Source organism: Zafaria sp. Z1313, from assembly GCF_050563205.1.
Taxonomy (GTDB): Bacteria; Actinomycetota; Actinomycetes; order Actinomycetales; family Micrococcaceae; genus JAZDCJ01.
In genome coordinates this window covers 110687-132857 of the sequence record NZ_JBNWUK010000008.1, presented here as the reverse complement: position 1 = coordinate 132857, position 22171 = coordinate 110687, and the positions used below count along the sequence as shown (strand labels likewise).

The window sequence follows — 22171 nt, the reverse complement described above, 5'->3', positions numbered from 1 at the left end:
GCCCCGTCGGGTCAAGCGACCGGGTCACGAGATACAGGCATTTCAGCGCGGCAGCGTCGTTGGGGAAGTGCCCGCGGGCACGGACGGCGCGCCGGTAGCGGGCGTTGAGCGACTCGATCGCGTTCGTGGAGCAGATGATGCGGCGGATCTCGACGTCGTAGTCCAGAAACGGGATGAATTCCGCCCATGCGTTCTCCCAGAGCTGCCGGATCGCGGGATACATGGTGCACCACTTCTCGGCGAACTCCTCGAACCTGGCCCTCGCGACAGCTTCGTTGACGGCGGTATAGACCGGCTTGAGGTCGCGGGCGATCTGGTCCCAGTACTTCCGCGACGCGTATTTGAACGTGTTGCGGATCAGGTGGATGATGCATGTCTGCACCGTCGTCAGCTCCCACGTCGTGTTGATCGCGTCCGGGAGGCCTTTCAGCCCGTCGCAGACGACGATGCAGACGTCCTCGACGCCGCGGTTCTTGATCTCGGTGAGCACGCCGAGCCAGAACTTCGCGCCCTCACCACCGTCGCCGGCCCAGATCCCGAGGATGTCGCGTTCCCCGCCCGTGGTGACGCCGACGGCGACGTAGAACGGTTTGTTGCGCACCTGCCCGTCCCGCACCTTCACGACGATCGCGTCGATGAACACCACCGGGTAGACGCGGTCCAACGGACGGTTCTGCCACTCGGTCATCTCCTCGATCACCTTGTCGGTGATCTTCGAGATCGTGTCCTTCGAGACGCTGGCTCCGTAGACATCGTCGAAGTGCGCCGCGACCTCACCGGTCGTGAGCCCGCGCGCGGTCAATGACAGCACGATCTCGTCGATCCCGTCCAGCCGACGCTGCCGCTTGCGCACGATCCTCGGCTGGAACGACCCCTCACGATCCCGGGGAACGTCGATCTGCACTGCACCGACCTCGGTCATCACGGTCTTCGCCCGCGTCCCGTTACGGGCATTCTCGCCGGTGCTGGGCTGGTGCTTGTCATAACCGAGGTGCTCGGTCATCTCGACCTCGAGCGCAGTCTCCAGCACCCGCTTCGTTAGCCCGGCGAGCAGCCCGTCCGGGCCGACCAGGCTGACGCCCTTCTCCTTCGCTTCCGCGAGCAGCTGCTCCGCGATCTGCTGCTGATCGATGATCTCTCCCGTCACAGGATCAATCATCTCGATGACATCGGTCATCGCCTTTCCTTTCGGTCAGGCCAGGACCAGATACACCGTTCGTCTGACACTCCCCCTCCTCGGCCAGGGCCGGGGCCTCGTCCACGGCGCCCGCCGGCGCGGCGTCGTCCGCTACGGCGTCGGCAGGGGCCTCGACCGGGACCTCCACGCCCTCATCGAAGACCGCCTGCCCGTCCTCGAACACCGGCTCCGGCAGCGGACCCTCCCAGCCCAGGGTCATCGACTGCCCGGCCCTCTCCCCGGTGCCCTCCAACTCCACCAACGCCACCGAACCATCCGGCCCCGGCTCCGCGCCCTCCGAGACCGTCAACCGCGCCCCCGCGCCCGTGAACGCCGCACCGGAGGAGGTGAAGCCCGCAGTGTCAGGGATCGGGACCATCGACCCGTCCTCCGCCTACCGGAACACCGGCGCTGAGAAACCCTCGAGGATCCATGTCCCCTCGGGGGTAGCGAAGACCTGCGAGGTCTCCGTGCGCTGGGAGAGATCCTCCACCCGCTGCCCCGTCGCCCGCGCCGTCACCTGCGCCGAGACCGCATCAGGCCTCGAGGACACCTGCTCCACGGCCGCCCCCTGCTCCACGGGCGGATCCGACACGAGCGGCGCCGCCACCGCGGGAACCAAACCCGCCCCCAGCAACGACCACACGGCAAGCGAAGCCACGGCAGACGTCGAAAAACCGCGCGCGCGAACAGGGAAAGAGACCACGGCAGAACCCCCCACGAGTACCGGAACGGCCCGCCAGAACAGCGGGCCGGGAAAACCAAGCGAATGACTCAGCGACATCACACACCCCAGCAACCCACCCCGTCAAGCACTTTTTTCACCAAGCAATCGGATAAGGGCTACTTGATGCTTTCGGTGCTCCCGACTTCGGGACCTCTTCGGCGCACAGCCCCGCGTGGGAGGATCTACCCCGAGGGGGTTCCCACATGGAGTTCATGATCCTGGTCGTCGGCCTGTTGTTCGGCACTGTCCTGGTGGTCGGCATCGGCGAGCGCATTCGGCTGCCCTATCCGGTGCTCATGCTCGTCTTCTCCGCCTCGGTCGCGTTCCTGCCGTTCATTCCGGAGATCCACATCGAGCCGGAGCTGATCCTGCCGCTCTTCCTGCCGCCGCTGCTCTACGCGGCGGCGCAGCGCAGCTCGTGGTCGGTGTTCCGCCTGCGCTGGCGGAGCCTGGTCCTGCTCGCCGTGCTGCTCGTCGCCGTGACGGTCGCCGCGGTGGCCGGGCTGACGTGGTGGCTGGTTCCCGCGCTGAGCCTGCCCGCGGCGATCGCGCTCGGGGCGATCGTCGCCCCGCCGGACCCCGTCGCCGTCGAATCGGTGGCCGGCAAGGTCAACATGCCGCGCAAGCTCGTGGCGACCTTGCAGACCGAGGGCCTGTTCAACGACGCGATCGCGATCGTCATCTTCCAGGCCGCCGTCGCGGCGGCGGTCAGCGGAGGCGACGTCGGCTGGGAGATCGTCCCCGGCTTCCTGCTCGGCGCCGCCGGCGCCGTGGTGCTCGGCCTCGCCATGGCGTGGCTCATCGGCGCCGTGACCCGGTTCGTACCCAACCTCGTGGCCCGCTCGGCCGCGACGCTCGTGGCCCCCTACGCCGTCTACCTCCTCGCCGAGGAGGTCCACTGCTCCGGCGTCGTCGCCGTCGTCGTCACCGCCCTCGAGCTCGGCCGCCGCGCCCGCCCGCAGGACTCCGAGGAGCGCCTGACGCGCACGTCCTACTGGGAGGTCGTGGAGCTGCTCACCACGGGCGTCGCGTTCGGCCTGGTCGGCGTGGAGATGCGCTACGTGATCGAGGACGAGGGCCGGGACATCCTGGGCTTCATCCCCGGCCTCGCCGTGGTCTGCGCGGCGGTGCTGCTGGTGCGCTTCGCCTGGATGATGGCGATCTTCAAGCTCGGCGGGACCGAGCGGAAGAACAAGACGCCCGGATCGCTCAAGGAGGTCCTCGTCCTGACCTGGTGCGGCATGCGCGGCCTCGCGACCCTCGCGCTCGCGCTCGCACTGCCGCAGACGACGGCGTCCGGCGATCCGTTCCCGCACCGGAACTTCATCATCGCGGCCGCGTGCGCCGTGCTCCTCGTGACGCTCGTCGGCCCCGGCCTGACCTTGCCGGCGCTCATGCGCTGGCTCAAGCTGCCGGACGACCACGCGCAGCTCGAACGCCAGGAACGGCAATTGGCTCGTCGCGCGGAGCGCGTGGCCCTCGAGGCCGTCAAGCGCTCGACGGCGGCGCAGCAGCTACCGCCCGAGCGCCGCGCAGCGCTGGCCAAGCGGATGTCCTCCCTGCACACGCTCCTCGAGAGCGATGCCGAGGACGATCCGGAGAAGATGCTCAAGATCCGCTCGCTCCTGCAGGTCATGGACCAGGTCCAGCGGGAGGCCCTCGACGCCGCCCGGCAGGAAGTCCTCGTCGCGCGGAAGCAACCCGGCATGGACCCCGAGGCCGCCGACCGCGTGCTGCGCCGGCTCGACCTGCGCACGGTGACGCTCGAGCGCTGAACCGCGGATCGGCATCCCCGGCACCCGCCCGCGTGCTCCGGCGTCGGAATCCCCCGGCGCAATCAGTCCTCGGCGTCGCCGTCGAGGTAGAGCCAGCGGCCGTCCTCGCGCCGGAAGCGGCTGCGCTCGCGCTGCACTCCGCGCCCACCGGGCCCGCGGTAGTGGGCCGCGAACTCGACGACCCCCTCGGCGTCGAACGGCCCGCCGGCCGCGGTGCCGACGATGTCCAGGCGACGCCACTGAAGCTCCGCATCGAGTTCGAGCTCCGCGGGTCGCGTGGAGGGATGCCAGCTCGCCAGCAGGTACTCGACGTCGCCGACGGCGAACGCGCTGTAGCGCGAGCGCATGAGCGCCTCGGCCGTCGCGGGCCACGCCCCCTCGCGCCGCGAGCCGTCCCGGAGCGCGGCATGGAACCGTCCACAGCACTCCCCGTAGGCCTCGCCGCCGAGGCACGGGCACCGGTCCACGTCGCGGAGATCCATGGACCCAACAGTAGCTCCGGCACCCGGTAGACTGGTGCGGCAAGCACGCGGAGCGCCGCCACCCGGCGTGAGACGGCACCTCCGCGGGCGTCTAACCCACCCTCGCGCACAGGAGTCCCCGGATGCCCCGGATCGTTGTTGATGTCATGCCCAAGCCCGAAATCCTGGACCCCCAGGGCAAGGCCATCGTGGGCGCCCTCCCCCGCCTCGGCTTCGACGCCTTCTCCGGCGTCCGCCAGGGCAAGCGCTTCGAGCTGACCGTCGAGGGCGAGGTCACCGAGGCGATCCTCGAGCAGGCCCGCAACGCCGCCGAGACCCTCCTGTCCAACCCCGTCATCGAAGACGTGGTCAAGGTCGAGGTCGTCGCCGACTGATGAGCACCGCGGACCTCCCCCTGATCGGCGACTACTCGCGGCCCGAGGGCGCCCCGCTCGGCGGCGCGCGCATCGGCGTCGTCACGTTCCCCGGCACCCTCGACGACCGCGACGCGGCCCGGGCCGTGCGCCTCGCCGGCGCCGAGTCCGTCTCCCTCTGGCACGCCGACGAGTCCCTGCAGGACGTCGACGCCGTGGTCATCCCCGGCGGCTTCTCCTACGGCGACTACCTGCGCGCCGGCGCCATCTCCCGCTTCGCCCCCATGATGGGGCGGATCATCGACGCCGCGAACTCCGACGCGAAGCTGCCCGTGCTCGGCATCTGTAACGGCTTCCAGATCCTCACCGAATCCCATCTGCTGCCGGGCTCGATGATCAAGAACGACCACTTGAAGTTCCTCTGCCGGGACCAGGTCCTGCGCGTCGAGAACAACCGGACCGCCTGGACCAACCAGTACGCCGAGGGCCAGGAGATCAGCATCGTCCTGAAGAACCAGGACGGCCAGTACGTCGCCGACGAGAAGACGCTCGACGCCCTCGAGGCCGAGGGCCGCGTGGCGTTCCGCTACGTCGGCTGGAACCCCAACGGCTCCCGCCGCGGCATCGCCGGCATCACCAACGCCGCCGGCAACGTCGTGGGCCTGATGCCGCACCCCGAGCACGCCGTGGAGGCGGGCTACGGGCCCGACCACACCGGAACCGACGGGCTGGGCTTCTTCACCTCCGTCCTGAGCACCCTTGTTGGAGGCACCAAGTGAGCGCCGCAGAGACCACCGGCACGCAGGCCGATCAGCGCCAGTTCAACATCGACACGGTCGAGCACGCCGCCGGGACCCCGGACACCGAGCTGCCCTGGGCCGAGCTGGGCCTGAAGCGCAACGAGTTCGACGAGATCGTCAAGGTCCTCGGCCGCCGGCCGACCGCCGCCGAACTGGCCATGTACTCCGTCATGTGGTCCGAGCACTGCTCCTACAAGTCCTCCAAGAACCACCTGCGCCAGTTCGGCGACAAGGTGACCGAGGAGATGAAGAAGCACATGCTCGTGGGCATCGGCGAGAACGCCGGCGTCACCGACCTGGGCGACGGCTGGGCCGTGACCTTCAAGATCGAGTCCCACAACTCGCCGTCGTTCGTGGAGCCCTACCAGGGCGCGGCGACCGGCATCGGCGGGATCGTGCGCGACATCATCTCGATGGGCGCCCGCCCCGTAGCCGTCATGGACCCGCTGCGCTTCGGCGCGATCGACCACCCGGACACCGCGCGCGTCATGCACGGCGCCGTCGCCGGGATCGGCGGCTACGGCAACTCGCTGGGCCTGCCGAACATCGGCGGAGAGATGGTCTTCGACTCCGTCTACCAGGGCAACCCGCTCGTCAACGCGCTGGCCGTGGGCGTCATGCGCCACGAGGACATCCGCCTGGCCAACGCCTCCGGCCAGGGCAACAAGGTGGTGTTGTTCGGCGCCCGCACGGGCGGCGACGGCATCGGCGGGGCCTCCGTGCTGGCCTCGGAGTCCTTCGACGACACCAAGCCGTCCAAGCGCCCCGCCGTCCAGGTCGGGGACCCGTTCGCGGAGAAGGTGCTCATCGAGTGCTGCCTGGAGCTCTTCAAGGGCTCGCTCGTGGAGGGCATCCAGGACCTCGGCGCCGCGGGCATCTCCTGCGCCACCTCGGAGCTGGCCTCCAACGGCGACGGCGGCATGGAGGTGGAGCTGACCAGCGTGCTGCTGCGCGATCCCACGCTGACCCCGGGCGAGATCCTGATGTCCGAGTCCCAGGAACGCATGATGGCCGTCGTGTCGCCGGAGAACGTCGAGGCGTTCGAGGCCGTCATGGAGAAGTGGGCCGTGGAGTACTCGTGGCTCGGCGAGGTCACCGACACCGGCCGCCTGGTCATCACCTGGAACGGCGAGGTCATCGTCGACGTCGATCCCCGCACGGTGGCGCACGAGGGCCCGGTCTACGACCGCCCGTACGCCCGCCCGGAGTGGCAGGACCCGCTGCAGGCGGACTCCTTCCGGGATTCCGACGCCGGGGCCTCCCTCCCTGCCTCGGGCGACGAGCTGCGCGCGGCCCTGCTCGAGCTGATCGCCTCGCCGAACATGTGCAGCAAGGACTGGATCACCAACCAGTACGACCGCTACGTCGGCGGCAACACCGCGCTGTCCGCCCCGGACGACGCCGGCGTGGTCCGCGTCGACGAGGAGACGGGCCTGGGCGTGGCCCTGGCCACGGACGCCAACGGCCGCTACACCTACCTCGATCCCTATCAGGGCGCGCAGCTCGCGCTGGCCGAGGCGTACCGCAACGTCGCGACCACGGGCGCCGTGCCGATGGCGGTCTCCGACTGCCTGAACTTCGGCTCGCCCGAGGACCCGGACGTCATGTGGCAGCTCGCGGAGGCCATCCGCGGCCTCTCCGACGCGTGCATGGAGCTCGGCGTCCCGGTCACCGGCGGCAACGTCTCCCTCTACAACCAGACGGGAACCACCCCGATCCACCCGACCCCCGTGGTCGCGGTGCTGGGCCGCTTCGACGACGTCGCCCGCCGCACACCCTCGGGCTGGCGCGCCGACGCCGACGGCCAGGCCGTGTACCTGCTGGGCGCCACGCGCGACGAGTTGGACGGTTCCGAGTTCGCGAACCTGCGCGGGCACCTCGGCGGCGTTCCGCCGCGCGTGGACCTGGCCGCGGAGAAGCTGCTCGGCGAGCTGCTCGTCAACGCCTCGCGCGACGGCATGATCGACGCGGCGCACGACCTCTCCGAAGGCGGCCTCGCGGCGGCCCTGTCCGAGATGGTGCTGCGCTACGGCACCGGCGCCCGGGTGGCGCTGGACGACTTGTGCGAGCGCGACGGGATCGACGCGTTCACGGCGCTGTTCTCCGAGACGCAGGCCCGCGCCGTCGTCGCGGTCCCGCGCTCGGAGGAAGTCCGCTTCAACGACATGGTCGGCGCCCGCGGCTACCCCGTGGTGCGCCTCGGCGTCGTCGACGCGCAGGCGGACGCGCTCGAGGTGCAGGGGCTGTTCACCGTGCCGGTCGCCGAGCTGCGCGAGGCGCACGAGGGCACGCTGCCGAAGTACTTCTGAGCCCACACGGCCCGGCTTGTCGCCGGGCCCCCGGGCCACCGCCGCGAGCGCGCCACCCCCTCCGGGTGGCGCGCTCGCCGCCGTTTCCGGGCGGTGCGCCGGCCCCGCTGCGGCATTCCACAACGGCCCCCGTCAAGCATTGTGAATGCCATTCACCGGGGATAGCGTGGAAGGACCAGCCGATCCCGCACCACAGGCCGTGGGCGGTGAGTTGCAAGTCTTACTCCACCGGCAACGGCTTCGGCGCGGGTTCTCAAAGGAGAGAACTCAATGGGCAGTGTTGGTCTGTTGTATGTCGGGGCCGTCCTTTTCCTGAACGGCCTCATGCTTCTGGGAAAGGTCCCCGCCAAGGCGGCGGCCCCCATCAACTTCTTCGTCGGGGTCATGCAGGTGGTGTTCCCGACGATCATCATCAGCCAGTCCGGCGGCGATCCAGCGGTGATCCTCGGCGCGTCCGGCCTGTACCTCTTCGGATTCACCTACCTCTATGTCGCCCTCGACATCACGTTCGACCTCGACGGGGCCGGCCTCGGCTGGTTCTCGCTGTTCGTGGCCGTCGTCGCCGCCGTCATGGGCTACGTCCAGTTCACGCTCGTCGGAGATCCGGTCTTCGGCGTGATCTGGCTCCTGTGGGCCGTCCTCTGGCTCCTGTTCTTCCTGCTCCTGGGCCTGAAGATGGATGCGCTGACCACCGCCACCGGGTGGTTCACCGTCGTCGTCGCCCACATCACCGCCACGATTCCCGCGCTGCTGCTGCTCACGGGCCAGTTCCAGAGCACCGCCATGTGGGCCACGGTCCTCGCCGTCGTCGGCGCGGTCGCCCTCGTCGGTGCCCTCGCCGCGGGCCGGCGCGGGGCGGGCAGCCCGGCTTCCGGCGACAGCACCGCGGCCGCCGCCCAGGGAGGCGCCTCCTGACCACTTACCCCTGACCCACGCACACGCCACGCCGAAGCGCGGGGGCCGGGCCACGCAGCCCCGGCCATGCCCGTCGGCGATCCGAGGAAAGGAGTCCGCGGCCATGCCGCTCTACGAGTTCCGCTGCCCCGAGGGGACCAGCACCGAGGCGTCGTTCAGCATGGCCTCCGCCCCCGACGTCGTCGACTGCCCCTGCTGCGGGGGACCCGCGCGTCGTCGCATGGGAGTCCCCCGCCTCTCGATTGGCGGTTCGGCGGCCTTCGGGTTGATCGACCGGGCCGAGCGCAGCGCCCACGAGCCCGACGTCGTCACGTCCCTTCCGGGCGCCGGGCGCCGGGCGCCCCGCTACACCTCGAACCCCCTGCACCAGAAACTGCCCCGTTCCTGACGGGGCCTTCTCCCGCCGCCGGGAGACCGGCGGCGGATCCGTATCCCTCCGACAAGCCCTTCATCCCCATCACGACATCGCTGCAAGGAGAAGAACGATGCCAGACGTCATTTTCCCTCTCGATTCCAGCAAGAAGTTCGAGGACCAGGAGAAACTCGGACACAACCGGTGGCACCCGGAGATCCCGCCCGTGGCCACGCTCAAGCCGGGCGACACCTTCCGGGTGGACTGCCGAGAATGGTTCGACGGCGCGATCGTCAACGACGATTCGGCCGACGACATCCTCAACGCCCCGCTCCTGACGGTGCACAAGCTCTCGGGCCCGTTCGCCGTGGAGGGCGTCAAGCCGGGCGACCTGCTCGTCGTCGACATCCTCGACGTCGGGGCCATCCCGCAGGAGGACTCCGGACCGCTCGCGGGCCAGGGCTGGGGCTACACCGGCATCTTCTCGAAGAACAACGGCGGCGGATTCCTCACCGACCAGTTCCCCGACGCGTACAAGGCGATCTGGGACTTCACGGGCCAGGTCGCGACGTCGCGGCACATCCCGGAGGTCGCCTTCGAGGGCCTGATCCACCCCGGCCTGATGGGCACGGCCCCGTCGGCGGAGCTGCTGGCCAAGTGGAACAAGCGCGAGGGCGACCTCATCGCCACCGACCCGAACCGGGTCCCGCCGCTCGCGCTGCCTCCCGAGGGCGAGCATGCGGTCCTCGGCGGCCTGCCGCGCGAGGAGTGGGCGCGCGTCGGCGCGGAGGCGGCCAGGACGGCGCCACCGCGTGAGAACGGCGGCAACCAGGACATCAAGAACCTGTCCAAGGGCACCCGGGTGTTCTACCCGGTGTTCGTGGACGGCGCCAACCTGTCCATGGGCGACCTCCACTTCTCCCAGGGCGACGGCGAGATCACGTTCTGCGGAGCCATCGAGATGGGCGGGTTCATGGACCTGCGCGTGGACGTCATCAAGGGCGGCATGGAGACCTACGGCGTGAGCGAGAACGCCATCTTCATGCCGGGCCGGGTGGATCCGCGCTTCAGCGAGTGGCTCGCGTTCTCGGGCACCTCGGTGACGCTCGACGGCGAGCAACGCTACCTGGACTCGCACTTGTCCTACCAGCGGGCGTGCCTGCACGCGATCGACTACCTCGTGAAGTTCGGGTACTCGCCGGAGCAGGCGTACCTGATCCTCGGCGCGGCGCCGATCGAGGGCCGCCTGTCCGGGGTGGTGGACATCCCGAACTCGTGTTCCACGGTGTACATCCCGACGGCGATCTTCGGGTTCGACGTGCGCCCGTCGGCCTCGGGACCGTACCAGGTGGACCCGGGGATCGGGGCGCCCAAGGCGGCCAACGTCGTCTGAGGCCTCCGCAAGCGGTGGAGCTCCCACGAAGGTGTTCCGAATCCACCTGCGGATTCGGAACACCTTCGGAGTTCAGCGGCGTCGCGCCGGCGCCCGCCCAGAGACACCCTCACCTCGTGCCGCCGAGCTCCGCCGGCACGTCCCGGCGCCGGAACGCCGCGAGGGCCGCGGCGGCCAGGACCACGGCCACGACGCCGGCCCCGAGGACCGCGGTGCCCGCCGTGCCGAATCCGTCCACGCCCATCGCCCCGAACGGCTCGGCGTCGAGGACCGCGGGCGGCAGGTCCATGAGCGGACCGTAGAGTCCGACGAGCATCGCGGTCCCGAGGGGAACCCACAGCCAGAGGCCGGAACGGGACAGGGCGTGCAGGAGCAGCGCGGCCGCGGTCCAGCAGGCCGCGAGCGGCCAATACGCCAACGCGGCGGCGGCCATCTCCGTGGCGGCCCCGGGGCCGAGGACCGATGCCGCCCCGGCCCCGAGCCCGGCGCCGGCGGCCAGCAGCAGCACGCCCGAGGCCAGCACGGAAAGCACGAGCGGCGCCGCCTGGACGGAGGGCCGGCGCACCGCCCCGGCGAGGAGCAGCTCGGTCCTCCCGGCGTCCTCGTCGGCGCGGAGCGCGTGCGCTGCGGTCCCCGCGTAGACGGCCACGGCCATCGCGAAGAACTTCAGGAACAACGCCATGGTCTGCCGCACCAGGTCCTGCCCGCCCTCCTCGCCGAGCAGGCGCAGCAAATCCGGCTGGACCCGGAACTCCTCGACGACGGCCTCCGCGAGGGCCCCGCACAGCACGGCGAGGACGGAGACTGCGACGAGCCACCACAGGATGCGCCACCGCTCGCCGCGCAGGGCCAGTCCGGGCAGCGTCCTGCCGAACACCGTGGCCCGGGTCCGGCCGCGGCGGGCCGGGAGCAGGCCGGCACCGAGGTCCCGGCGGACGGAGAGCGCGTGCGCGGCGGCGAGCAGCACCACGGCGAGGCCGAGGGTCAGCAGCAGCGGCCACCAGCGCAGTTCGACGTAGACCCGGCTCTGCTGCAGCCATCCGATCGGAGACGCCCAGGACAAGGGACCGCCGCCGGCCTGCTGCGCGTCGCCGAGCCCACGCAGGACGTAGGCGGCGAGCAGGACCGCCCCGGCCGTCCCCGCCGCGGTCCTGGCGCTCTCCGTCAGCTGGGCGGTCACCGCGGCCACGGCCCCGAACACCATCCCGCCGGCGGCCAGCGCGGCCCCGTAGGCGATCGAGTCGGCCAGGCCGAATCCCAGGCCGGCGAGGGCGGCGGCCATGGTCGCGCCGATGAGGGCGTTGGCCCCGGTGAGGAGGACGACGCCGGACGCCGCCGGCGCGGCCCGGCCGACGGGGGCGGCGCGGAGCAGCTCGGTCCGCCCCGCCTCCTCCTCCGCACGCGTGTGGCGGACGACGAGCTGCAGGGACATGACCGCGACGGCGACGATCGTCAGGCCGAGCATCTCGTTGGCGAGCATCACCGGCACGGTGTAGTGCTCGAGCCCGAATCCCGGCCCGGCCAGGAGGGCCGCGGCGGGTTCGCGCATGATCCAGCCGCGCGCCTCGAGGGCCCCCGGCTCGGAGTAGACCGCGGGGACGGCGACGGCGATGTAGGCGGTCAGGCCCGCCAGCAGCAGGGCCCATGCGGGGACGCGGAACCTCTCCCGGCGCGCCATCGCCCGCAGCAGGAGGCCTGCGCCGGCCAGCGGCCCGTCCCCGGCAGGACCGGCCGAGCGGTGGCGGCCGGAGGTCGCCGCGACCGTGCTCACGGCGCCCTCCCGGCGTCGTCCGTCGCCGCGTCGACCGCCTCCGTCCCGACCCCGGCATCGTCCTTCCCGGCGCCAGCCGCCTGCGCCCGGGCCCCGGCGTCGTCCGTCCCGTCCCGGTAGTGGTGGACGAAGAGCTCCTCGAGGCTCGGCGGCGTGCTCGTCAGGGAGCCGAGCCCGTGCCGGGCGAGGGCGCGGACCACGGACTCCATGGCGCCGTCGTCGACCGTGAAGCGGAGCCGGCCGGCGTCCTCGTGCACGCCGTGGACCCCGGGCAGCGCGGCGATCGCCGCCGCCGGGGCCTCCGTCTGCACGGCCACCGCGCTGCGGGTCAGCCGGCGCAGCTCGGCGAGGGACCCCGACTGCACCGTGCGCCCCTCGCGGATGATCGTGAGACGCGTGCACAGCGCCTCGACCTCGCCGAGGATGTGGCTCGAGAGCAGGACGGTCGCGCCGCGTGCGGCCGCCTCGCGGACGGCGTCCTGGAAGACGATCTCCATGAGCGGATCGAGCCCGGAGGTGGGCTCGTCCAACACGAGCAGCTCCGCCCCGGACGCCAGGGCGGCGACGAGCGCGACCTTCTGCCGGTTGCCCTTCGAGTAGCTGCGGGTCCGGCGGCCGGGATCGAGCTGGAAGTCCGCGAGCAGGCGGTCCCGCAGCACCGGGTCCAGGCCCCCGCGCAGCCGGCCCAGGAGGTCGATCACCTCGCCGCCGGTCAGCCGCGGCCACAACGTCACCTCGCCCGGGACGTAGGCCAGCCGCCGGTGCAGGGCGACCGCGTCCCGCCACGGATCGGCCCCGAAGAGCCGCACCGTCCCGGCATCGGCGCGCAGCAGCCCCAGCAGGATCCTGATCGTCGTCGACTTGCCGGAGCCGTTGGGCCCCAGGAACCCGTGGATCTCGCCCGGTCTGACCGCAAGGTCCAGCCCGTCGAGGGCACGCGTGGAGCCGAAGGCCTTGACCAGGCCCTCGACGTGGACCACCCCGTCCATTCCCGCCACCTCCGCTGCCGATGGGTCGTGCGGACCGTTACCAGCCAGCATCGCCCACCCGCGGGGCGTCGTCCAGCGCGGGCTGGCAACGGCCGCGCGCCTATCCTCCCGCGGCGAGCCTGAAGGCGGCGGCCACGTAGCGGTCCGTGACGAGGCGCTGGACGGCGGCTGCCGCCGGCGCGCCGAGCCGCGTCGCCACAGTGGCGGGTCGGCTGTAGGCGAAGACCTCGACGTAGACGGAGCCGTCGGGGTCCAGGACGGCGCGGAACGACTCCTCGCCGGCCTCGGGATGCCCGCGCAGCGTCCCATAGCCGAAGCCGGCGCCCACGGAACCGCCAGCTCCGGCCACGGGGCCGGGCTCCGGCGTCGTCCGCCCTGACGCCGGCCCACCGGCACCCGCGGGAGGCTCCTCGACCCAGAGCACGCGGCACGGGGCGGGCAGGCGGAACGGACCCGCGCCGAAACCGGAGACGACGCGCACGCCCGGCGCCGCCCGTTCCCGCTCGGCGTCGACCACCAGGCCCGCGCCGCGCTGCAGCCCCCAGCCCAGGATCCCCTCGGCGAGCCGCCGGAACGCCTCCTCCCCGTGCCCGACGCGGACGTGCCGGCGCACGACGTGGTAGCCCGGCGGGGCCTCGCCCGTGCGCGTGTGGCCGTGGTCCGGATAGTTCAAGTCGGCGGGACGCCCGAGCCGGGCGAGGCGGCGCAGCGCTGCGAGCTCGCTGGGCCCCTGCTTCTGCAGGACGACGCCGGTCACCGCCAGGGCGAGCCGGCCGCCCCATCGCGCCGGCAGTCCCACGCGGCGCCCGCGCGGCAGGCGCACGGACGGCCGCTCGAGCCCGAGCAGCTCCAGCTGCCGCTCGTCCAGCGTGTCCACGACGGCGGCGAACAGCAGCCGGTACCCCGGGAGCAGGAGGGGGTCAAGCGGCGGCTCCTTGAGGAAGGCGACCACCTCCCGGACGCGGGGCCCGCCCGCGAGCCGGCCTGCGGCGTCGTACTCCGCCAGCCTCGCGCGCAGCTGCTCCTCGCTGCGCGGCGGGTCCTCGACCCCCATGAGCTCCCCCGCGACCGCCCACTCGCGCACGTACGCGTCCGCGCCGCCGCGATCGGCCGGCACCGGGCCGCGGAAGTGCTCGTAGCTGCGCAGGAACGCGTCCGTGAACGCCAGGTGCACCCACTCGGCCAGCCCCGGATCGTTCGCGGCATACGGCCTCTCCGTCCCGGTGCCGTCGACGTAGCTGCCCGTGACCGGACCGTGCCGGCGGCGGACGTACGCGCACGCCGCGCGGGCGGCGCCCGTATCGCCGTAGGTGAGCGTGAAGATCCAGCGGATGGTCCCGGCGAGGCGGGCCAGCGGATCCGTGCGGTAGTCGGAATGCTCGGCGACGCCGGCGAGCGCCCCCGGGTGCAGGGCCTGGACCAGGAGCGCACGGATCCCGGCCGCGATCGGGGTCATGCCGCCGTGGACGGCCCACGTCGCCGAATCCGGGGCGAAGAAGCCGGCGTCGTCGCCGTCGGCGAGCGCCTCCTCCCACGCCGGGACGCCGTCCGCCTGCCCGGAGAAGGTCAAGCGGAGCCGGGTGCGCAACGGGGACAGCGGGTCCATGCGCCCAGCGTACCGCCGGACGTGGGGCCCGGGGGGCGGCTGGACGGCTGGACGCGAGGGTTGGGCGGTTGGGCGCGGGCGCGGGTCCGGAGGGCCGTGGGCCGGCACGGGCCCGGGGCGCGTGTCCCGAATCGTTACGGCCCGTGCGGCCGCTCCGCGTCTACGCTGGTGGCATGCTCCACCGACGCCGCACCGCGGCCCTGATGTTGGCCGCCGCCCTGGCGGGGACCCTGGCCCTGACCGGATGCGACATGGCCCGCGACGTCTTCCCCAAGGCGTTCGAGAGCGAGCAGGCACCGGCGTCGTCCGCCCCCACGGAGAAGCCCGCCCCCTCGCCGGAGGGCGAGTGGAAGACCGTGACCACCGACGCCGGAGACGTGTCCTTCCGGATCCGGACGGACTGGCGCGTGCAGAGCGCCCCCGCGCAGCAGGGCAGCTCCACGACCGGCATCCCGTCCTACCGCGTGCTCGATTCCGGCGGCCGCGAGCTGGCCGTGCTGCAGCAGAACCCCGGCGGCCTCACGTCCCAGGCGCTCCCGGGTTCCTCCTTCACGGCCGTCGACGCCGTGCCGGCCACGGGCGTGCCACTGCTCGTCGACGCGTCCAAGGCGCAGGTCCTCTTCGACCTCACGACCCACCCGAACGGCGACAGCGACGCGGTCTACGGGCTCACGTCCGGTCTCCCCGCGACCGCGGCCGCCGCCCCCGGGGCAAGGGTGCCGCTCGGCGGCGGGATCCAGGGCTACCCCAAGCTCGCCGGGCCGCTCGTCTTCCAGGGCGTGCTGGACCTCGGCGCAGACGCGCGCGCGAACCGGCAGGAGGCGGCGCTCGCCGCCGCTCGCGAGTACGCCTTAAGCCAGGAATACGCCGACATCACGGCGATGATGCTCTCCCTCGACTACCACCCGGAGCGCGCGCAGGCCGTCGAGTGCGCCGGGTCGTCCTTCATCTACGAGGCCGTCAACGTGGACTGCGCGACCGTCCTCGACGTCTACCACACGGCCCGGATCGCGGAGGACTTCGATTCCCGCTCCGGCTCACGCGTCCGGGTCAAGGGCAAGTACGTGTGCGATCTCAAGGAGCTCGGCGCCCGGCACGACGGGCTGCCTCCGGGGTACGGGATCGACGGGACGTGCCGGGTCGACGGCGGCTACGGCTCGTTCACAGCGGTCTGGAAGGAACGCTAGGGGCCGCTCGCGCGCCGGGCGGGGCGGGGTGGCGAGGCCCCGGGCATCGAAGCCTCCCAGTTCCAGCGGCCCGAGCTGCCGGAACCACGGCGTGTCGGGACGACACGCCGTGGGAGCGGTCCGGGACGTGGGAAGTACTGCAGCGGTGGGTCAGCCGACCTCGAGCTCGCCCATCGCGTCCCAGCCCTCGCCGTCGACCTGCCGGCTGACGATCCGCGGCGTCGCGGCGAGCAGCGGGCGCATGGCCTCCAGGCCGGCGGCGAAGTGCTCGCTGCTCACGTGCGCCTCGCCGGCGCCGTCCTTGAAGGCCTCCACCAGCACGAACTCATTCGGGTCCTCGACGGAGCGGGACCACTCGAACCAGAGGTTTCCCTCCTCGGCGCGCGTGGACCGCGTGAACGGGCCGACGGCGTCGAGGAACGACTCGGAGTGCTCGGGCTTGACGGGGAATTTCACGACGATGAAGATCATGCCCCCACCCTAACCGGCGGGGGCGGCGCGGGGCCCGGCGGGCCGTCCTACTCGTCCGGCGCGGGCGGCCCGGGCGGCGCGGTCCGGCCCCCGGAGTCCGCCGATCCCGCGGCCGCGGCGGCCTCGGCCCGGACCTGCTCGTAGGCCTTCTGCGCGTAGTCGACCTGCTCGGGGGTGCCGTGCTCGCGTGCCTCGCGGAGGGCCCGCCGGAACTGGCGGAGCGCGCCGGCCTTGTCACCGGCGTCGTACAGCGTCCACGCCCAGTTGTTCAGGAACGCGGCCGTCCAGCGCCGGGTGCGCGGGTCGGCGGCCTCGGCGACGGCGATCCCGCGCTCGGTCCACTGCGCCGCCCGGCCGGGGTCGGCGATCGCGAGCATGTGGAGCGCGTCGGCGGCGAGGAAGGGCGCGGTGGCGCTCGCGTAGCCGGCCGCCTGCCCGAAGAGGACGACGGCGGCGCCCGGGTCCCCGGAGGAGTTCAGCACCCTGCCGCGTTCCAGGAGGACGCGGGCCCAGAGTTCCGCCCGGCCCTGACGCCCCAGCGCAGCGTCGCGGGAGTCGAGGTGGTCCTCGACGCCCTGCAGCAGCTCGAGCGCCTCCGTGAAACGCTCCTGCAGGCCGAGCGCCCGGGCGGCCTGGGTGAGCAGGACCTGCCGCTCCGCGCCGGACGCGTGATGGGCGGCGGCGCGGAAGCGGGCCTCACTGGCGCGGGGATCGTTGAAGTCCCAGAGTTCGTCGAGCTGTTCCTGGCGCATGATCCAAGGGTAGGCCCAGCAGCCCGGGGTCGGTCAGAGTCCGGACAAGGTCAGGGTCCGAACCGGCTCAGAGCCCGGCGTCGCGGCGGAATCCGAGGGCGGCGCGGCAAGGGGCGGGCAGCTTCTCCACCACGAGGTCGTAGGAGTCCTCGACGAGGTCGAGGACGTCGCGTCCGGTCAGCGTGGCCCCGGGCGAACCGACTCCGGTGCAGTCCACCGTGTTCCAGTGCTTCTTGCTCATATGGTAGCCGGGAGTGATCTCGGGGTGGGCACCGCGCAGCTGCACGGCGAGCGCCGGCTCGCACTTGAGGTTGACGACGGCGCCGTCCTCGCGCGGCCAGAGCAGCGCGAACATCTTCACGGGCCCGTCCGCGCGGCCGCGCACCTTGATCACGGCCGTGTCCGGGCCGAAGGGGAAGTCCTCGAACGCCCCGGGCAATGCCAGGCAGGCATCGCGCAGGGTCTTGTAGTCCATGAGCGCCATCCTATGCTTGCGTCATGGACACGCCTTCGAATGCCGCCGACGCCGCCCGACGGGCCGCGGGACACCCCTGGCTCGAGCGCGCGGCCCGCCTGGGCTACGTCGCGAACGGGATCCTCCACGGCGTCATCGGCGTCCTCGCGCTGGTGCTGGCCGGCGGCGGTTCGGCGGACGCCGACCAGTCGGGCGCCCTGCAGGCGCTCGCCCAGCAGCCGTTCGGCTCCGCGCTCCTGTGGGCCGGCGCCGCGGGTTCGCTGCTCCTGGGCCTGTGGAACGTGGGCGAGGCCGTCTTCGACCGCGGCCGGGCGGTGGAGCGCGTCAAGGACGCCGCGACGGGTGCCGTCTTCCTCGTCGTCGGCACGGCGTTCGGGCGCTACGCCCTCGGCGGGCGCGACGACTCCGGCGAGGCGGCGAGCAGCGTGAGCGCCGAGCTCATGGGTCACCCCCTCGGGCGCGTGGCGTTGATCGCGCTCGGGGCGGTGTTGATGGGGATGTGCGTGTACTTCGTCTACAAGGGCGTGACCCGCAAGTTCATGGAGGACCTCCGCGTCCCGGGCGGCCGGAAGCGCCACCTGGCGATCGAGGCGACGGGGGCCGTGGGCTACGCGGCCAAGGGCCTGGTGCTGGGCGCGCTCGGGCTCTTGTTCATCGTGGCCACCGTGCAGCACAACCCCGAGGACGCGACCGGGATCGACGGCGCGCTCAAGGCCGTGCGCGACCAGTCCTTCGGGGTCCCGGCACTCGCGGCGATCGGCGTCGGCCTGATCGCCTACGGGGTGTACCTGGTGTTCCGCTCGCGCTACGACACGATGGACTGACCCGTCTAGCCGCGGCGGCGGAGCCGGCGCGCCTCGATCGCCGGGCACGTGTCCATGACGACGTCGAGCCCGGCCGCCTTGGCCCGCGCCGCGGCCGCCTCGTCGACGACGCCGAGCTGCAGCCAGACGGCCTTCGCGCCGATCGCGATCGCGTCGTCGACCACGGCCCCGACCTTCTGCGAGTTCACGAAGCAGTCCACGACGTCGACCGGGTCCGGGATGTCGGCGAGCCGGCGATAGCCGGGCTCGCCGTGCACGGCGTCGCCCTTGAGCGAGACGGGGATGATCCGCATCCCGAGCTGGTCGCGGATCATGCGGGACACGCGCACGGCGACGCCCCTCCGGGGGGACAGCCCCACGATCGCCCAGCGGGCCGGGGTGGTCAGGAGCCGATGGATCAGCTCCGGATCGTTCACGTGCGGCGTGGAATCGCTCATGCCACCACGCTACTCCCCGGCCCCGGGCCGGTGGACTACTTGACCGCGCCCATCGAGAGGCCGCGCACGAGCTGCTTCTGGGCCAGCCAGCCGGCGAGCACCACGGGCAGCGACGCGAGCACCGAGGCCGCGGAGAGCTTGGCCAGGAACAACCCCTCGCTCGTCATGGTGCCCATGAGGAACACGGGCACGGTCGCCGCCTGCGCGGCCGTGAGGTTCAGGGCGAAGAAGAACTCGTTCCAGGAGAAGATCACGCAGATCAGCGCGGTCGCGGCGATGCCGGGCGTGACCATGGGGATCAGCACGGAGCGCAGGGTCTTCAGCAGCCCGGCGCCGTCCATCGACGCCGCCTCGAGCACCTCTCCGGGGACCTCGAGGAAGAACGAGCGCATCATCCACACGGCGATCGGCAGGTTCATGGCCGTGTAGAGCACCACGAGGGTCCACACGTTGTCCAGGACGCGCAGCTGCCCGGAGATCACGTAGATCGGCATGATCACGGCGACCACGGGGAGCATCTTGGTGGAGATGAAGAAGAACAGCACGTCGGAGGTCTTCTTCACGGGCCGGATGCTCAGGGCGTAGGACGCCGGGATGGCCAGCAGGATCACGAGCAGCGTGGAGACGCCCGTGGCGATGAGCGAGTTCAGGAAGTACGGGGCGGCGTCGGTGGAGAGGACGGCCTTGTACTGGTCCAGGGTGGGCGTGAAGAAGAAGGTCGGCGGGTTGGACGCCGCGGCGTTCTCCTCCTTGAAGGACGTCATGACCATCCACGCGACGGGCGCGAAGAACACGAGCGCGAGGACCCACGTGAAGGCGCTGAGCGCGGGGCCCGCGTTGCGCTTGCGGGGGCGGGAGGGGGACGACGCCGGGGCCGGGCCCGGGCGGGCGGCAGGAGTTTCGATCGTGGTGGCCATGGGTCAGTCCTTCTCCTCGAAGCTGCGGAAGATCAAGCGGAGCGCGAACGTCGCGATGACGATGGTCGCGATGACCACGACGACGCCCATGGCGGCGGCCTGGCCGATGTCGAAGCCCAGGAAGGCGCGCTGGTAGATGTAGAAGGGGAGGTTCGCGCTCGCGGTGCCGGGACCACCGGCGGTCATCAGGTAGATCTGGTCGAAGGTGTTGACGACGTAGATGGAGCCGAGCAGCACGGCCAGCTCGATGTAGCGGCGCAGCTGCGGGAGCGTGACGAACAGGAACGTCTTGCCCCAGCCGGCGCCGTCGATCGAGGCCGCCTCGAGCACGTCCTTCGGCTGGGCCTGGAGGCCGGCGAGGACGAGCAGCATCATGAACGGCGTCCACTGCCAGACGAGGGCCATGATCACGGAGAACAGCGGGTGCTGAGAGGTGAAGTCGATCGGGCCGGCCCCGAAGAGGCCGATCACCCAGTTCAGCAGGCCGTAGCTGGGGTTGAGCATGGACACGCCCCACAGCATCGAGGACGCCACCGGCATGATCAGGAAGGGCGTGATGAGCAGGGTGCGGACGATCCCGCGGCCCTTGAAGTCCCGGTCCAGGAGGACGGCGAAGAGCGTGCCGATCACGAGCGAGGCGCCGACGCATCCGAGCGTGATGAGGATCGAGTTCAGGGCGGCGCCGCGGAAGGTGGAGTCGGAGAAGATGTCCACGAAGTTCTGCAGGCCCACGAAGATGTCGCCGTCGGGGCGGAGCAGGTTCCAGGACCGCATCGAGTACCAGATGGTCAGGACGAACGGCAGCTGGGTGACGACGATCGTGAAGACCAGGGCGGGCAGCAGCGGCAGGCGGCGGGACCAGCCGTCGCGGCGCTCCTGCCGCTTCAGCTCGCCCGGGTCCTTCGCCCTCGGTCCGCTTCCGCGGCCCGGGGATTCCGGACGCGGCGCCGTGGCGAGCGGCGCGCGGGAGGGGGCCCCGGCGTCGTTCGGCGTGGGGGTGGGAGTGCTCATGGTCAGCCTTCCGTCCTGTAGGTGCGGGCCACGGTGGTGGCGAAGTTCTGCGCCTGGCGCAGGGCGTCGTCGACGCTCTGGCGTCCGGCGATCGCGGCGGAGATCTGCTGGGCGACGCGCGTGCCCAGGTCCTGGAACTCGGGGATTCCGACGAACTGCAAGCCCGTGTAGGGCACGGGGTGGACCATCGAGTTCTCCTGCGTGGCGTTGCCCATGGCCGTCAGCGTGGGGACGGCGTAGGCCTGGGCGATGTCCGCGTACTCGGGGATCTCGTAGGTGGAGGTGCGGCTGCCGGGGGGCAGGCGCTCCCAGCCCACCGAGTTGCCGACGAGGTGCATGTAGTCCTTGTTGGTCATCCAGGAGATGAAGTCCCAGGCGGCCTGCTTGTTGCGGCTCGTCTCGGGGATCGCCAGGGCCCACGTGTAGAGCCAGCCCGCCGAGTCGGTCTCCTTGACGGGGGCCAGCGCGTAGTTGGTCTTGCCGACGACCGTGGAGGACGACGGGTCCTCGATGGAGGAGACCATCGCGGTCGCGTCGTACCACATGGCCGCGTTGCCCTGGGCGAAGCGGGTCAGGCAGTCGCCGTAGCCGGAGGTCGCGGCGCCGGGCTGGCCGTAGCCGCGGACGAGGTCGACGTAGTCCCCGACGGCGGCGCGGACCTCGGGGCTCTCGAGCTGCGGGTTCCATTCCTCGTCGAACCAGCGGCCGCCGTAGGTGTTGACCACGGTGTTCAGCGGCGCCATGACCTCGCCCCAGCCGGCGAGCCCGCGCAGGCAGATCCCGGCGAAGTCCCGCTCGGGGGCGTGCAGGGCCCGGGCGAAGCCGCGGATGTCGTCCCACGTCGGCTGCTCCGGCATGGCCAGGCCGGCCTCCTCGAAGAGGTCCTGGCGGTAGACGACGAACGAGGACTCGCCGTAGAAGGGCACGGAGTACTGGCCGCCGTTGCGCGTGAGGGACTCGCGGATCGTGGGGATGAAGTCCTGGGCGTCGTAGCCGTCCGTGGCGTCCATGAACGGGGTGAGGTTGGTGATCCAGCCGTTGTCCGCCCACATCGGGGTCTCGTAGTTGGAGATCATGACGACGTCGAACTCGCCGCCACCCGTGGCGACGGAGGCCGTGATCTTCGCGCGGGCCTCGTTCTCCGGGAGGGAGACGAAGCGGACGTTGATGCCGGGGTGCTTGGCCCGGAAGTCGTCCATCAGCGAGATCGCGTCCTGCATCTGGGGGTTGGAGACGATCGCGACGACGAGGCTCTGCGAACCGCTGCCGGCGTTGGCGCCGCAGGCCGCGAGCGTCGCGGTCGCGGCCGCCCCCAGTCCCAGGCCGAGTAGTTGGCGGCGATTGACCCGCAGATCACGTGGCTCCATTGGAACGCTCCTTGTGGTGGTGGATCGCCGAGGTTGCTGCTCATATGATTCGAACTCGACGCTCATTTGATATGTGACTGT

The 22171-nt window shown here is 71.7% G+C and carries 23 protein-coding genes; 9 read left to right on the top strand and 14 right to left on the bottom strand.

Features of this window, described 5'->3' with window-relative positions; translation table 11 throughout:
* From ACQ3I4_RS10090 to ACQ3I4_RS10080, 3 genes are all read right to left on the bottom strand, one after another.
* On the bottom strand, positions 1–1159 hold a 1159-nt coding region (locus ACQ3I4_RS10090; protein ID WP_430633170.1), incomplete at its 3' end, for an IS256 family transposase.
* Positions 1152–1556 (bottom strand): hypothetical protein, encoded by a 405-nt coding sequence (locus ACQ3I4_RS10085; RefSeq protein WP_430633481.1) that lies wholly within the window; start codon positions 1554–1556, stop codon positions 1152–1154. The genes ACQ3I4_RS10090 and ACQ3I4_RS10085, both read right to left, overlap by 8 nt.
* Positions 1557–1571: 15 nt before the next feature.
* Positions 1572–1757: a hypothetical protein gene (locus tag ACQ3I4_RS10080; protein ID WP_430633480.1), complete on the bottom strand. Its 186-nt coding sequence runs from the start codon at positions 1755–1757 to the stop codon at positions 1572–1574.
* A gap of 350 nt (positions 1758–2107) precedes the next feature.
* On the opposite strand from ACQ3I4_RS10080, the gene ACQ3I4_RS10075 reads away from it, so the two are divergent.
* Positions 2108–3679, top strand: coding sequence for a Na+/H+ antiporter (locus tag ACQ3I4_RS10075; RefSeq protein WP_430633479.1), 1572 nt, complete (start codon positions 2108–2110; stop codon positions 3677–3679).
* Positions 3680–3741: 62 nt separating this feature from the next.
* On the opposite strand, the gene ACQ3I4_RS10070 is transcribed toward ACQ3I4_RS10075, so the two are convergent.
* Complete coding sequence (locus ACQ3I4_RS10070; RefSeq protein ID WP_430633478.1) at positions 3742–4161, bottom strand: YchJ family protein; 420 nt, start codon at positions 4159–4161, stop codon at positions 3742–3744.
* 122 nt (positions 4162–4283) lie between these two features.
* Between ACQ3I4_RS10070 and purS the strand changes: the two genes are divergently transcribed.
* The 6 genes from purS to fmdA all read left to right on the top strand — a co-directional run bounded on the left by purS (position 4284) and on the right by fmdA (position 10283).
* The gene (gene purS / locus ACQ3I4_RS10065; protein WP_329864216.1) at positions 4284–4535 is read left to right on the top strand and encodes a phosphoribosylformylglycinamidine synthase subunit PurS; all 252 of its coding nucleotides are present in this window, start codon (positions 4284–4286) and stop codon (positions 4533–4535) included.
* On the top strand, positions 4535–5293 hold the full coding sequence (gene purQ, locus ACQ3I4_RS10060; RefSeq protein ID WP_329864218.1) for a phosphoribosylformylglycinamidine synthase subunit PurQ: 759 nt from the start codon (positions 4535–4537) through the stop codon (positions 5291–5293). The genes purS and purQ overlap by 1 nt, the downstream gene beginning before the upstream one ends.
* Complete coding sequence (gene purL, locus ACQ3I4_RS10055; RefSeq protein WP_329864220.1) at positions 5290–7623, top strand: phosphoribosylformylglycinamidine synthase subunit PurL; 2334 nt, start codon at positions 5290–5292, stop codon at positions 7621–7623. The genes purQ and purL overlap by 4 nt, the downstream gene beginning before the upstream one ends.
* Before the next feature lie 270 nt (positions 7624–7893).
* Positions 7894–8538, top strand: coding sequence for an AmiS/UreI family transporter (locus ACQ3I4_RS10050; RefSeq protein WP_329862231.1), 645 nt, complete (start codon positions 7894–7896; stop codon positions 8536–8538).
* Positions 8539–8641: 103 nt separating this feature from the next.
* Positions 8642–8926, top strand: a complete 285-nt coding sequence (locus ACQ3I4_RS10045; RefSeq protein ID WP_329862232.1) for an FmdB family zinc ribbon protein — start codon at positions 8642–8644, stop codon at positions 8924–8926.
* 97 nt (positions 8927–9023) lie between these two features.
* A complete protein-coding gene (gene fmdA / locus ACQ3I4_RS10040) occupies positions 9024–10283 on the top strand; it encodes a formamidase (protein ID WP_329862233.1) in 1260 nt (419 codons plus the stop codon).
* 109 nt (positions 10284–10392) lie between these two features.
* Here fmdA and ACQ3I4_RS10035 read toward each other — a convergent pair whose 3' ends face one another.
* From ACQ3I4_RS10035 to ACQ3I4_RS10025, 3 genes are all read right to left on the bottom strand, one after another.
* Positions 10393–12054: an ABC transporter permease gene (locus ACQ3I4_RS10035; protein ID WP_430633477.1), complete on the bottom strand. Its 1662-nt coding sequence runs from the start codon at positions 12052–12054 to the stop codon at positions 10393–10395.
* Positions 12051–13043: an ABC transporter ATP-binding protein gene (locus tag ACQ3I4_RS10030; protein WP_329862235.1), complete on the bottom strand. Its 993-nt coding sequence runs from the start codon at positions 13041–13043 to the stop codon at positions 12051–12053. Before ACQ3I4_RS10030 ends, ACQ3I4_RS10035 begins: the two co-directional genes overlap by 4 nt.
* A 100-nt stretch (positions 13044–13143) precedes the next feature.
* Positions 13144–14649, bottom strand: a complete 1506-nt coding sequence (locus ACQ3I4_RS10025) for a DUF1990 family protein (protein ID WP_430633476.1) — start codon at positions 14647–14649, stop codon at positions 13144–13146.
* 173 nt (positions 14650–14822) lie between these two features.
* Between ACQ3I4_RS10025 and ACQ3I4_RS10020 the strand changes: the two genes are divergently transcribed.
* Positions 14823–15836: a hypothetical protein gene (locus tag ACQ3I4_RS10020; RefSeq protein WP_430633475.1), complete on the top strand. Its 1014-nt coding sequence runs from the start codon at positions 14823–14825 to the stop codon at positions 15834–15836.
* Positions 15837–15986: 150 nt separating this feature from the next.
* On the opposite strand, the gene ACQ3I4_RS10015 is transcribed toward ACQ3I4_RS10020, so the two are convergent.
* The 3 genes from ACQ3I4_RS10015 to ACQ3I4_RS10005 form a co-directional block, all read right to left on the bottom strand.
* Positions 15987–16307: a putative quinol monooxygenase gene (locus ACQ3I4_RS10015; protein WP_329862238.1), complete on the bottom strand. Its 321-nt coding sequence runs from the start codon at positions 16305–16307 to the stop codon at positions 15987–15989.
* A gap of 47 nt (positions 16308–16354) precedes the next feature.
* Positions 16355–17059, bottom strand: coding sequence for a tetratricopeptide repeat protein (locus ACQ3I4_RS10010; protein WP_430633474.1), 705 nt, complete (start codon positions 17057–17059; stop codon positions 16355–16357).
* Positions 17060–17126: 67 nt separating this feature from the next.
* Complete coding sequence (locus ACQ3I4_RS10005; RefSeq protein ID WP_329862240.1) at positions 17127–17534, bottom strand: MmcQ/YjbR family DNA-binding protein; 408 nt, start codon at positions 17532–17534, stop codon at positions 17127–17129.
* 23 nt (positions 17535–17557) lie between these two features.
* Here ACQ3I4_RS10005 and ACQ3I4_RS10000 point away from each other — a divergent pair, with 23 nt between their 5' ends.
* Positions 17558–18358 (top strand): DUF1206 domain-containing protein, encoded by an 801-nt coding sequence (locus ACQ3I4_RS10000; protein WP_430633473.1) that lies wholly within the window; start codon positions 17558–17560, stop codon positions 18356–18358.
* A gap of 5 nt (positions 18359–18363) precedes the next feature.
* Here the strand turns inward: ACQ3I4_RS10000 and ACQ3I4_RS09995 are convergent, their stop codons facing one another.
* The 4 genes from ACQ3I4_RS09995 to ACQ3I4_RS09980 are packed head-to-tail and all read right to left on the bottom strand — an operon-like array spanning position 18364 to position 22090.
* Positions 18364–18795 carry a CoA-binding protein gene (locus ACQ3I4_RS09995; protein WP_329862242.1) on the bottom strand — a complete coding sequence of 144 codons (432 nt, stop codon included), beginning with the start codon at positions 18793–18795 and terminating at the stop codon, positions 18364–18366.
* A 35-nt stretch (positions 18796–18830) separates the two neighbouring features.
* A complete protein-coding gene (locus tag ACQ3I4_RS09990) occupies positions 18831–19712 on the bottom strand; it encodes a carbohydrate ABC transporter permease (protein WP_430633472.1) in 882 nt (293 codons plus the stop codon).
* Between the two features lie 3 nt (positions 19713–19715).
* A complete protein-coding gene (locus ACQ3I4_RS09985; protein WP_430633471.1) occupies positions 19716–20723 on the bottom strand; it encodes a carbohydrate ABC transporter permease in 1008 nt (335 codons plus the stop codon).
* A 2-nt stretch (positions 20724–20725) separates the two neighbouring features.
* A complete protein-coding gene (locus ACQ3I4_RS09980; RefSeq protein WP_329862245.1) occupies positions 20726–22090 on the bottom strand; it encodes an ABC transporter substrate-binding protein in 1365 nt (454 codons plus the stop codon).
* Between the last annotated feature and the right edge of the window lie 81 nt (positions 22091–22171).